The sequence below is a fragment of the Fibrobacter sp. UWP2 genome (assembly GCF_900141705.1).
In the GTDB taxonomy this organism is placed as follows: domain Bacteria; phylum Fibrobacterota; class Fibrobacteria; order Fibrobacterales; family Fibrobacteraceae; genus Fibrobacter.
The window spans coordinates 276,536-288,797 of sequence record NZ_FQYM01000001.1 but is presented as its reverse complement, the minus strand read 5'-3'; the positions used below and the strand labels follow the sequence as shown (position 1 = coordinate 288,797).

The window sequence follows — 12,262 nt, the reverse complement described above, 5'->3', positions numbered from 1 at the left end:
GAAAATGACACCTGAACTCTGGAAAATGCTCGTTGGTGCGGTGGTCTTGTTTCTGACCGCCGGTGCCGGGCTTTTAAAGGTCTGGACCGAGCTGGCCAAGGTCAAGGCAGAACGGGCTGAAACGACCGCCAAACGGGACGCTGATAGCCAGAGCCTGCATGACTCTGTTCAGCGTTTAACGTGGGAGAACGCCCGATTAAAAGAGGACGTGCAGTTCCTCCGGACGGGCTTGGACGACCACCAGATGCAGCTCAGTGTACTCAATACCGAGTTGGCCAAGTTGAGCACAAAGTTGGACTCGGCCATCGAACTGCTGCATGACCTCAAGGAGGCCAAGTAATGGCAGCAGTATTTACAGTTGGATTTATTGTGCTAGTCCTAGTTTGCGGGTACTTTTCCTTTAACGACGACGATGACAGAAACGATACATGGAGGGGCTTGTAATGGCGATGAGTTCCAGGGACGTTCTCGATATTGACTGGGCCGGTCGTGCCCGGGCATTGCTCGACAGTGCCGGTGCCAAGCCTGCCGTGAAGGCCCCTGCCCAGTTGTGGCCGGGAGACACGTACAACCTTGTCGAACCTGAGCAGAAACCTGACAACATCGTTTACCGTACTTTAAGCAATCCTCAACTCAACCGGGGCCTGCAAAACATTGCCGAAGCCGTGCCGGAAGCTATTATCGGTGAAGGCACTGGCAATTCCGTTGGCGATATCCTTCTTGGCTTTACCGGCCCCGGTGCAGCAGTAGGCACGGCAGCAACTGGCAACAAGCCGGGCGCACTCGATATGCTCCCGGGCGGAGGCATTATCAAGGCGGGGCTGGTGGGACTGGTGAAGGCCGGCAAGACTGCCGAAGCCAAGGCCATCTATAACATTCTCAAAAACCCGATTGCAAACAGGTTCGCCAATAGGTACCCGGAAGAAGCACTGCAGTCGCTCAGCAAGTTTGTCGATAAGCATCCGGCATTGAAGAACATGAACACAGCCGAGGTGTACGATGTGATGCAGAGTGGGAAGCTCGGTAACGATTTTTTCATTGACCTTGGCAAGGACTATCCGGAAGCAGTGAAGAGAGTGATGTCGACAAACGAGATAGCATATACTACTCATGATGGTAAACGGGTGTCGTTGAGTGGTATTGCCGATGAACTTGATAAAAATTATGGAAAAGAATTTACGGCCCCTTTGAATAAATTGCTTGATCGGGTTGATGCGATGGTTTACCCGGTGTAGTTTTAAAAAATGAAGAAAATCACCCTCTATTGGAGTAGGCAATGATTAATAAAATTATCAATTCCGAAGACCCGAAGTTCCAGTCCGAGACCATCTCGGAGCTCGTCTTCGACACGACCCCGACCGTTAACAGTTTCAACACCGTCACGTCTGACGGCGTGGCCCGTGCCATTGCCGGTGCATCCGGGCAAGTTCCCCAGGTGACCAAGAACGACAATGGCAAGGTCCTGACCGCCGTGTACGACGCTGGCGGGCCGGCCGTGGAATGGGCGGAAGCTCAGGGCGGTTCCAGCTATACTGCCGGTGACGGCATTGATATTAACGGCCTTGGCGAAATTAGCATTTTCCGTGACGAGTCCGGTGGCATCAGTTTTAACGACTCCGGCGGGGTTATGCTCGACTACGACACAATCGTCGAGAATAGTAACGGCACTTTTGTCGAGACAATCGACAACAACGCAGTTGTCGGTGTGCAGGTCGCCAACCCGGTCCCGGAGACTAGTGGTGCAAGCCAGGGTGACGTGTTGACCATTGGCAGCAATGGCCCGGAATGGGCGGCACCGAGTGCTGGAAAACCCTACATAGCTGGTGACGGAATCAATATCTCTGAATACAGCCTAAATAAGGTAATTTCCGTTAAGTTGGGAAAAGGATTTGTGGTTTCCGACGATTTGCTGGTATCTGATACTTGGCTCTCCGGTAGCACGTCGCCGGCAATCGGCGTCACAGACAACATAAAGCAAGGAAACACTTGTAAAGTGTATTTAAACGTTGCTGGAGCCGCTAGTAGAACCTCTCAGGATACGTTTACAATTACAGCGTCTGCCGCACAGGCTGGCTTACCAATAAGGTTAGCTTTCGGTAGCAATTCTGGTTACGGTTGGAAAGAAATTGTGTCTGGTTATAACTTAAAGACGGGTGCAATAGCCGACACCAAAACGCTTGTCGAGGGCGCAAATAGTATTGACGGCCTATGGTATGAGGCTAACATGTGGACTGGGGCGTTTGGTCTTTTCCCCAACAGCACTGAATATGCTTTGGCACAAGCCGGCCTAAAAGCTAACGGCACCACTTATGCCAAGCTATACGCATGGGATACTACAAACAATGTCGCGGTTGGCGACCCCCTGGTTGCCGTCAACGCTAAAGTTGTGATATCCACAGACGCTACCGCAAAAATCAAATTCAACCTTGCGCCAAGTAGCGGTATATCCTTCACAAGTTCCGGTAGACTTCGTGTTGATCCAGAATTGCCGTGGTTTGATCCGACAGATGATGCTGGTAAGGTACTCGCCATTAACAGTTCTGGTTACCTGCAATGGATGAACCTATCGGACCTGTAATAGTTAATTACATGAGAAAGCCTCCCGGACTCACGGGAGGTTTTCTTTGTCTTCCTTACCGGCCACTTCCTTGCGAAGCTCTTTCACTTCCTTGTATGTCTCTCTCCAATACGCTTTCCATTCGTATAGGTAGTCCAAGACGTAGTAGGCTTGCCCCCGGATGACCATTATTATGATGAAGATTTCAAATAAGGTTTGAAAGAGCTCGCCCTTGAAGGCATCGCCCTTCAGAAGATAAATAAAGAGAAGAACGTCCACGATAACGTAGATGACAATTCTGGTAACGTGCTTGGCCATAACTTTTAATATAGCATAGTTTAATCGTATGAAATATTTGTCTTGCATCATTTATGGTTGTATGATAGGGCATTTCCTAGTAAAGACCCGCCGCCTTCTCACGGCCGGTTCCGTAACCAAGAAGAAGTGGGTCGTCTTCGCCCGGTTGGTCGAGCCAGATGCGGACAGGCTGTTCGAGGTTGGGGCCACGGCCAACTATGTCAAGGCCTGCCGGGCCTCGGAAGAGCTGGATGGTGGCGATTTCTTCATTGGCCAGGTTGCCGAAATGGACGTGACCCCAGAGTACCTGGAAGAGCGCGTCCATGACTGGCACGAGCTGTCGGCTTATGAACAGAACGAGCTGTACATTGCGCAGGGGATGCTGCTATGATGAAGTCCAAGCAAAAGTTTGTTCTAAACCCGAACGAAACAGCAATGCAAAATTTGTGGAGGGCGGCCACGCTCGCCACCTATATAATGCTATTTACAAAGCGGTATGGATTACCACGATTTAACCACGAAGAAATTAATGAACTTATTGAAGAAATGACTTTATATGTAGTCATTAATGTTCTACGCAAGATTCGTGGGGGTTCGTCAAATATTGCCCCTTACAGCAAAAAGCATACGTTTTTCCAGAACGTGCAAAGTGTAGCCTGGTCGTGTCGCACACTTCTTGTAAACCGTAAATTTGAAGAAATCAAGAAACGCATCGAATCAGTAGACATAAACGGCGTCAATGAAAACGGGACCTTGGTGGCTGATATGGTTCCCGAGTCAGCATTGAACCCGATTATTACACACGAGCGACCATATAACGGTTATATACACCGACATATAAAACCATACAAAGAACTAGCCACAGTATACCTCAAAAATCGCCGTGCTCTACAAGAGTACGAAGATTATTGTGCGCAATGCAAAGAGACTTTTGTAACTCCAGTATCAGAGGCAGTTTTTAGAAAGCGAAACGGGTTTATCGATGCGGTGCCAACTAAGCAGCAGAAAAAGAGGAAGAAGAAGTGAAGTACACTGTCTTATCATTCAATTTCAAAGGCTACGAACCGGTCCGGGAACCACGAGTCACCGACCCTAACGCCGAATACATCTATGTCTCGGACAAAGTGCCGGAGGGCAAGTCCAAGTGGAGGTTCGTCGAGGACAAGGACCTGCCCGGCAAGGACCCGATACACGACTCGTACTTTGTCAGGTACCACCCGTGGAAGTACGCCAAGACCGACATTGTTATCGTCGTGGATGCGTCCGTTCAAATCAACGACAGCCTTGAACCAATCGTAGCTGAGTTCATCGATTCTGGTGCAGACTATGCTCCGATGCTCACAAGCTATACAAATGATGAACAGAAGATGGACGTGTTCAAGAACAGGCTGCGCCGCGTCGACGATGATGAAATTTACCGGGTCAAGCAGTTCATAGACGAACACAATCAGACATTCTGGAAGGGTTCCATCGGGTGCGCCTTCATGATGCTGAGGAAGACCGAACCGGTACTGAAACTACTGGAAGATACATGGAGCCAGGTTCTGGCTCTTGGTAAGACCCGATTAGACGAGGTGGTCCTCCACAAGTTGCTATACAGTGCTGTCGGTGTAAAGCTGTTCCCGGTATCGATACAAATTATTCAGTCTACATACATGAACTATTGTGCGCACGGCAAGGTCGAACCGGTGCCCAAATACCAGAACCACGACGAGTACTACTATATATGCAACGTGCCTGTATCGCCCCGCCGGTTCTCGAAGGCCATAGAGTATCCTAGAACATACCGGTACAAGACCGAGGCTATGCTCTTGGCAAAGCACATGAACGCAAAGGACATGGTGGAGTGGTTGGACTGGCACCTGTCCAGGTGCGGGTTTGACCGCATACACGTATTCGACAACGAGAGTGATATTGGAGTTAAGGCGGCGTGTTTAAGTTTTGGTGACCGAGTTACTTATGAATTGGTAGAAGGACATCCACGACAATACAAATTGTATGATAGATACGTTAATTACCAGTCGCAAGCAGAATGGATAATGCCTATTGACGACGACGAATACCTCGACCTTGGCAAGTTCAAGAACGTGGCGGAAATGCTCGACTACTATCAAAAGAAGTTACCGCACTTGGGAATGCTTGCAATAAGATGGCGCCACCTTTTCCCGCTCGATTTCAGTAAGGAACGAAAAGGTAGTGTGCTCGACTACTGTAAGGTAGAAAACCCCGGACTAAGCAGGCAGTTCATGAAACTTGGCGACGATACCATCAAGTGCATCGTCAGGCGTGATGGCCCTGTACATTATCAAGAGACCTGGGAAAACCCGGCGGGTGGGCACGTCCCAAAACATTCTTGCCATGCCTATGCACTCACTTGTGATGGGCATATCGTGAACGGCTGTGGCGTGAACGGAATTAAAATTGATGATGAACGTGTGCGCCTGTTACACTGCCGATACAAAGGCCCGGACCATTGGGCCCGGGCGCACGGTAACGATAACTTAACGGTCAGTGACTGTGTCGGGCATAGACGTATCTATGCCGGTATGGACCTTAGTCAACTACCCACGCCCTAAAGGGTGTGAGCTTGCGACCGCCGATTTGGCAATATGCTTAAGCTTCATTGTGTTCTCCAAACATTATGTTAACAATCTATCAACATTTTTTCGGCCAAATTTTTCAAAATTCGGCAAGTGTGTGAATAAGTGGCCGGGCGGCACGGGCGTTGAACCCATGGCTAGACCGGAAGCGAAACCATTCCCGCCCGGCCTGCGCATTATTCCGTTGTTTGCTCTTGGTCCAGTTCTTTCGGTTCTTTTAGCACCCACTTCATTTTCGTGCAACACCCGGCTGCAATCGGAATCTGTTTGCACAATTCCCTGTCAAACCAAGACCTGTGGGTCTTGCCTTCCTCATCGGTCCACGAAACACGCACCTTGTTTTCGCAGTATTTCTTCTGCGCAAAATATGTGGGCTTTATCTCCACCGGTTCTTCCGGCCCAACGAGGCGGTCAGTGGGCACGCTGGTAAGCCTATTGATGCGGTCCTGGATTTCGAGTTCCAACCCCGTTGCAGAGTCTTCATCTGGGCGTATCCAGCGGGTCGCACTTAAGAGTAAATCCGTGAGGTATCTGACCTCTTCGACTTCATTCATTTCTTTTTCCCCTTGGTCTTCTCGGCCCACTTATTGATTAATACAATTGTAGTTGTACACATATTAAACTCCTTTTTAAAAAAATGCCCCCGCCCTCAAAGAAGCAGCAGTATAGAACCGGGCGGGGCACGAGGTTATACTGGGTTAGTTTGTCTTAAAAAGGCAATGAATCTCCGTCGTCGACTTCCACGACCGGGTTCTGCGGGGCCGGCCAAGTCGGCTGCGGGGCCGGGGCGGCAGGCGGAACATAAGTCTGCTTGGGCTGCGGCGCCACATAAGCGGACGGCTGGGTAGCCGGTGTTTGTGCCACTTCCTGCGCCGTCGGGAACGGAGCCACGGCACATTCAGATGGAGCCACATTGGTTCCGCAGGCTTGCTGCATGGGCGACTGCCCCAAGAAATCGCCGGCATTTACCTGCGTGGTATTGGTGGGAATGAATTGCGGTTTCTGTTCAGTGGGTGCGCCGAACTGAACCTTCTGTTCCTGGAATCCAAGACCCGGCATCCAACAGGTTTCGATGACATTCTGGTTGAGCCATGCAGGGGCCTTGTCGTCGGCAACGAATGTAGTCTTCTGCCCTTTCTTGGCCTTAAGATAACCGTCGATTTCGTTGAATTGCTTGGTGGGGTCCTTCTTGGATGCCACCGTCTTTATGGTGAGTTGACACTTCAATGTTTTTTCTGCATTGACCAGAACCCTGTAATCGAAACCGACCGGGAACTTGTCGAGGCCGTATCCGGTGAGACCATTGAGCACCTTGAAGAGATTGCTCTTGTCGTTGATGGTGTTGGTCAATGGCTTTGTGGTAAGATAGTGGAGCCGACCTTCATCATCCTGGACCTGGAATACAAACTGCATTTTAGGTTCAGGCTGGTCGCTCTGATATTTTGTTCCCATAAAGCCACGGAGGCCCACGCAGACGGCTTCATAGCAGCCGTCTTCGAGCAGGTTAAATTCGCCGCTTGCAGATGCGGCAGGTGCGAGAAACATTGACATAGTTTACTCCTTGTTATCGTTTTTTGTTTCTGTTATACCAATAGCATTTTAAACTTCGCGTGGCAACAACTTTTTTAAGTAATCGTTGCCGCCCAATTTACTAGGCCGGGCCATTGTCTTTGCCACTTCTTATCGGACCACGGACACGGCACAGACAATACGGCTTCACCAAGACCTTTATGTACGTATTTGGCGAGCAGGTGCTTCACTCTATTATACCTCTGACCGGCACCGACAGGAATCATATTCAGTTCATCTTCCAGCTGGGAAACTAGTTCTTCGACATTGACAGTTTTTGTAAGTTCCTTTGCCTTTTCGGCCCGGCGTGCAAACTCGATTTCATCGTCCTTGACCCAGCATTCGTATTCCTTCCAGAAGTCATCGCCACCCCAGAGTTCGCCTTTGTTTCGCAGGTATTGGTATGGGGCGCCTTTTGAGCGAACACATGGCAAAATTTGCCAATGGCCTCTATCAAAACAGCACTGGTCGACGTGAGGGAAGTGCCAGGCAAGATTGGCCTTGACTCGCCTATTATTAAGGACGTGGCAAGGCATTTTGGATTGCAGAGGTAAAATCACCCGAAAGCGGTCTCCTTCCTTATACCCATAAGAGTAGGACGTATAAAGTGTCCACCTCCACTTTGCATAATGTTCCGCAAATTCCCTGATGCTGAACCCGTTATCGAAATCTAATTGCAAGCAGTCTAAATGCTCCACATTTGCCCCTGTACACCTCGGTCGACGCACGGTCTCGGAGACCGGTTCAGGGTCCCGGACCATCGAGCCATAGATGGCCAGTGGCGCCTTGCTCTTATCGCTAAACACGGGCGGATGCTCGAGCAGTTCGTTCCACTGTTCGTTGCTCATGGAAGCCAAGTGCATGTACTTGCTGAACTGGTTGGGTTTACAGAGGAATATCATACGACCTTCGAGACTGGGGTAAACGTGTTGAACGCCGGGCAATACTCTAGATTTATAAGTTCGTTCTTATTATCGACGGCAGTAATAAGGTTGGGGAAGACGTTGCGTAGGCCATTGAGCCAAATATCTCTGGACTTGGCGTAGGCTCCGCACTCGTGGCACCATTGCTTATAATCATCATAAAGGTTCTGCAACATTTCTGTAGGTGCTGCCGTGCATTGCAGATTGGCCGACTTTGCCCATGATATAACGGAGGTATTGGCAATGCTGATTCCTTCAAGGTACCGGATACCTTTGACCTTCTTCTTGGAGCACTTGTAGCCGTTTACTAGAAGCTGGATGATATCTCCCTTCTGGTAGTTTGAAATAGCAGAGCGTTCACCGTGGTTTAAGCGTGTTTCGCGTATGGCTTCCTGAATTTCTGTTATTTTTAACTTGGCTGTGGGGTTTCTAAAATCGAACGTTTCTTCGATATAAGTAGACCATTCATTGGCGTCCAGGTCGACACAGTTTTCAAGCGTAAGGGCAGATTGTTCTGTAGTTTGTTTGATAACGCTGTAAGGTGGTGGGCATACCCGTTTAAACACTTCTCGGCACTTGTAGAGTATGTGGGGCATTTCCTTGATAAGGTTGCCTTTGAGGTCGTAGCCATTATTGATTGGTTTTCCTGAGGCATCAAGAATCAAGTTGCCCTTGTCATCAGTGAAGTAGAACTTCCTCTTTATTTCAATGGGCGGTTCTTGCATTTTGATATACAAGCACCGGCGAGCCTCGTTCCTGTTCGCAAAGTTCACATCAGGCGGGTTGTTGGCCGCAATCCACAAAATCGGGTCAAGCCTTGCCGATATAATTGGCTTGTTCTTTCGGTTGATGCTAATTATATCGTGTCCGGTCAGGTTGTGTATCAACTGGCTTTTTACTGAGAGCCCGGTTTTCACGTCGCTCAAGATAACCATGCGTTTTCCGACGGCATTTTCAAGGCCGAACTCCGTATTAAGCGTTTGTCCAAGGGAACACGAAAGATTTTTACCGGCATATTCTGCCATAGCGTTGAATAGGCTTGATTTGCCATCACCCCCTCGGCTCTCAATCCAAATGTACTGGTTAAGGTGCGACTGGGCGAAGAACGTGGCAAATATACCCGCCATCAAAGATTCTCGACAAGCCGGTACAACGGACTCCATAAAACCATCAAAGTCGGGTGTCGGTCCTTCCACGATATTGTTCAGGTCGAAGTACATAAAAGCCGGTTCATTCGGGTCGTTGGTGAAGGCTGGAAGTTCTATTTGCTCCTTGTAGATAAAACCGTATTCATCCATTGCGACATCCATGTTATGAAGCATTTCAGGTATCTTCTGGAGTCCCCTAGACAGTTCGCTCTTAGACTTCTTGTTTTCAAAGCTGCGTTTTAGGTTTTCAATGTATTCGTGCAGTTTTGTCTTAAAATAATCTACGTTGGCAGGAGTCCCCGAAACACCCTTCATTATGCTCTGCTCGTAGTACTCGTACAATTTATAGTATGGTATGCCATCCTGTACTTCCGGTTGTCCATCCTGAATAGATATTACGGATACTGTAGAGCACTCGTTCGTAGTCGACAAGAGGCCGGTTAACTTTTTGCGCATCGACCCCTGCAACTGTAAGAATGCGTTTTCACTGCTGGCTGCTTCCCGCCATATTGTTCCAGGCGCATCCAAGTTCCTCATATACACAATCCGCTTGCCATCGTTGGCATAAGTGAACATGAAGTTCTTGGCCAAGAAGTCCCTCACTCTGGGGTTCAGGTCGAAGATGTATGCCGGGAAGAATGTCTTTTCACAGAAATTAAGGTAGGCCTTGAACTCCTTACGCTTCTTATCGTCTGACATCGCCACAAACTTATTGGCATCGATGCTTACAGCCAAGGAATCCGTGGAATCGGATGTCCTCAGGGCTTCCTTGTATTTTTTCAAGGTCGTGTTAACGTCGGATTTTGAACCGGGGAACTTGGCCGTCTCGCTCATAAGGTCGGCACAGTCGACTCCGATGCCTACAAACTTGGCAATCGACTGGGTCCACGTCTGTTCATCGAATTTGCTCGGTAAAAGTCCAGCGTAGTCGCACAGGTAAATAAACTCGTCTACTGTCATTCCTTAAATCTCCTTTACCAGCCTGCTTGCTGAATCTTGCGTGATTATAACGTAGTAGCCTTTGGAAGCGCATTGATTAGGCGTATTGTCTTGGGCCCATCTACCATACTCGTCGAAACCCCTGAATACATCATAAGCCCGTACAACCCTGGGTTCCAGCAGGGCGTGAGCCATATCGGTCGCTACAGACTTATATATAAATATTGTCCTTTAGATGGACCGGCTCCTGTAGGTAATTCTGGTAGAAGAACTTATTGAGTATACTATGGTAGCAAATACCGCAATGGCCTTCTTCGCTTAATATAAAGTGTGTTATATTGTATGCTCGGGCGGCGACGTGCCTAAACCAGTAGAATACTGTACCTGGCTTATCATCGTCAAGCGTCCATTTGGACTTTATAAGGCCGTGCCTCAAAAGCTGTTCCTGGAGGGTGTCCTCCTGGGTGGCCCCGTCACACCGGTAAATGTTTATTGTCGTCTTGTCGCCCGTGCTGGGCAGGTAGGATTGGGCAAGGCTCTCCATCGTGGCTCCTAAAAGAAACCGGGCAGCGGTCTACCCCTCCGCTGCCCGGACTTAACTATGGACTGCCATATTTAAGGTCGGACGACTAACTGGGTAGATGGTCGTTTAAAGTCTGTTATGTTCTTTGAGGATTGAGAGCTAATTGAGCTCGGCCATTCTTGATGGCCACTGCCAGGACCGCCTGGACTTATGCCACGAAGACGGAGTCGGACCGCCTTGCTGTAACCAAATATAGCATAAAAAAATTCTAAAGCAACAAAAATCTTAAAAAAAATTTTGTGAAACGGTGACAGTTACATCTTTACAAAGAAAGCCGGCCAGAACTTCTGGTCGGTTCGACTCTTATGCGCTGGTAGGTTTCAAGGGACGCCGTCGGTAGACGAAAAATGCCTTATACTTACATGTGCCGAAATTTGCGAAATTTTAAAGGGGGGTAAATGGGGGGCATCGGTGGGGGCATAGTTGAGGGCGGGCTGAAATCCGCCTGAGAGTAAGAAAGGGGCTAGGGGGCTTATCTTCTCTTACTTTAGAAAAAAAATAAAAAAAAATAATAATATATAAAGGTATAATAATATCTATAGAGGAAGGGGAAGGGCGAAAAATATCGCCCCCCCGCCCTATGGTATCACCTCGTCGTTGACCAGGTCGGCCAGCTCCTCCGGGGCCCTTACCGACTGATACCAGGTCATCGCGGTACCGGGGCCATGCCCGAGCAGTTGGGACACCTTCACGATATCACCGGACTTCCGGTACAATATGTTGCTCACCGAGGTCCTGAACGTCTTTAAGCCGCCCTTCGGTACGCCGGCCCTTTTGATGGCGTTGCTCAGGACCGTGAAGCGGCTCGCCTGGCATGGGCTACAGGCCGAGAAAATGCGTTGGTCGGGTTCACCCCTTATCGTTTCGAGTTGTGCCCACAGAGAGAACGGGAGAGGGCAAAAACGCTCCCGGCGGGTCTTTACGATTTCGGCTCTAAAATGGATTATGCCGGTGTCCTCGTTTAAGTCGGACCATAGAAGGTCGTAAGTTTCGCCGGGGCGACTGCCGATAATCGCCATTACTGAGAAGTACAGGCGGTATTGTTCTGTCCGCTCCGCAGTGTTGCTCCGCACGTTCATAATTATGTCGTACATCTGTTCGCGAGTCCACGTCGATTTTGTCGGAGGCTCGACCTTTACCTTGGGCAAACCCTTTTTCAAGTCGTCCCTCCCGAAGTGGTCGAACAGGTTGTTGAGCGCGTTCACGTAGCCGTGCCGGGTCGTGGATTTCAATTTGACGGTCTTGGTGGCGAAAATCTCCGCCACCTTGTCCGCGGTCAGGTCGGCGATGTTCACGCCCCTCAGAAGCCACTGTGCGGCCCTGAGGTACCGGCTGATGCTCTGTTCTCGATAACCTTCCACCTTGAGCCTATCCGTCCAGATATCGAGCACGCCACCCGGTAGGTCCACCGGTGAGCGCAGTTCCTTCTGTCTCACGTCCAGGGCGTTCAGGGCTTCGCCGGAGGCATTCTGCCGGTCGAGCTCGGCCTGTGCCACCTTTACCTTCATGAGCTGGACCTCGGCCTCTTTCCGGTCGTGGGTTTTGAGATTCACGTCCGTGACCTTGCCGTGGTCGGATTTCCGGAGGTACCAGAACCCCCGGTCACGCTTGTTCTTGATGAATATGCAGTAAGATGCCATGTTATG

At 49.6% G+C, this 12,262-nt stretch carries 12 protein-coding genes; 6 read left to right on the top strand and 6 right to left on the bottom strand.

Going from position 1 to position 12,262, the window contains the following annotated elements:
* Positions 1-4 precede the first annotated feature (4 nt).
* The 3 genes from BUB55_RS01270 to BUB55_RS01260 all read left to right on the top strand — a co-directional run bounded on the left by BUB55_RS01270 (position 5) and on the right by BUB55_RS01260 (position 2,578).
* A complete protein-coding gene (locus BUB55_RS01270) occupies positions 5-340 on the top strand; it encodes a hypothetical protein (protein ID WP_073187481.1) in 336 nt (111 codons plus the stop codon).
* Positions 341-443: 103 nt separating this feature from the next.
* Positions 444-1,235 (top strand): hypothetical protein, encoded by a 792-nt coding sequence (locus tag BUB55_RS01265; RefSeq protein WP_143152835.1) that lies wholly within the window; start codon positions 444-446, stop codon positions 1,233-1,235.
* Between the two features lie 41 nt (positions 1,236-1,276).
* On the top strand, positions 1,277-2,578 hold the full coding sequence (locus tag BUB55_RS01260; RefSeq protein ID WP_073187478.1) for a hypothetical protein: 1,302 nt from the start codon (positions 1,277-1,279) through the stop codon (positions 2,576-2,578).
* Positions 2,579-2,608: 30 nt separating this feature from the next.
* On the opposite strand, the gene BUB55_RS01255 is transcribed toward BUB55_RS01260, so the two are convergent.
* Positions 2,609-2,875 (bottom strand): hypothetical protein, encoded by a 267-nt coding sequence (locus tag BUB55_RS01255; RefSeq protein ID WP_143152834.1) that lies wholly within the window; start codon positions 2,873-2,875, stop codon positions 2,609-2,611.
* A 28-nt stretch (positions 2,876-2,903) separates the two neighbouring features.
* Between BUB55_RS01255 and BUB55_RS01250 the strand changes: the two genes are divergently transcribed.
* The 3 genes from BUB55_RS01250 to BUB55_RS01240 are packed head-to-tail and all read left to right on the top strand — an operon-like array spanning position 2,904 to position 5,430.
* On the top strand, positions 2,904-3,245 hold the full coding sequence (locus BUB55_RS01250) for a hypothetical protein (RefSeq protein WP_143152833.1): 342 nt from the start codon (positions 2,904-2,906) through the stop codon (positions 3,243-3,245).
* The gene (locus BUB55_RS01245) at positions 3,242-3,880 is read left to right on the top strand and encodes a hypothetical protein (protein ID WP_073187474.1); all 639 of its coding nucleotides are present in this window, start codon (positions 3,242-3,244) and stop codon (positions 3,878-3,880) included. Before BUB55_RS01250 ends, BUB55_RS01245 begins: the two co-directional genes overlap by 4 nt.
* On the top strand, positions 3,877-5,430 hold the full coding sequence (locus BUB55_RS01240) for a glycosyltransferase family 2 protein (protein WP_073187472.1): 1,554 nt from the start codon (positions 3,877-3,879) through the stop codon (positions 5,428-5,430). The genes BUB55_RS01245 and BUB55_RS01240 overlap by 4 nt, the downstream gene beginning before the upstream one ends.
* A gap of 200 nt (positions 5,431-5,630) precedes the next feature.
* On the opposite strand, the gene BUB55_RS01235 is transcribed toward BUB55_RS01240, so the two are convergent.
* From BUB55_RS01235 to BUB55_RS01210, 5 genes are all read right to left on the bottom strand, one after another.
* Complete coding sequence (locus tag BUB55_RS01235; protein ID WP_073187470.1) at positions 5,631-6,008, bottom strand: hypothetical protein; 378 nt, start codon at positions 6,006-6,008, stop codon at positions 5,631-5,633.
* A 154-nt stretch (positions 6,009-6,162) separates the two neighbouring features.
* Positions 6,163-7,005, bottom strand: a complete 843-nt coding sequence (locus BUB55_RS01230; protein WP_143152832.1) for a hypothetical protein — start codon at positions 7,003-7,005, stop codon at positions 6,163-6,165.
* 74 nt (positions 7,006-7,079) lie between these two features.
* The gene (locus BUB55_RS01225) at positions 7,080-7,871 is read right to left on the bottom strand and encodes a hypothetical protein (protein ID WP_143152831.1); all 792 of its coding nucleotides are present in this window, start codon (positions 7,869-7,871) and stop codon (positions 7,080-7,082) included.
* Positions 7,872-7,921: 50 nt separating this feature from the next.
* A complete protein-coding gene (locus BUB55_RS01220) occupies positions 7,922-10,054 on the bottom strand; it encodes a DUF5906 domain-containing protein (RefSeq protein WP_073187465.1) in 2,133 nt (710 codons plus the stop codon).
* Positions 10,055-11,194: 1,140 nt separating this feature from the next.
* Positions 11,195-12,256, bottom strand: coding sequence for a tyrosine-type recombinase/integrase (locus BUB55_RS01210; protein ID WP_073187461.1), 1,062 nt, complete (start codon positions 12,254-12,256; stop codon positions 11,195-11,197).
* Positions 12,257-12,262: the final 6 nt, after the last annotated feature.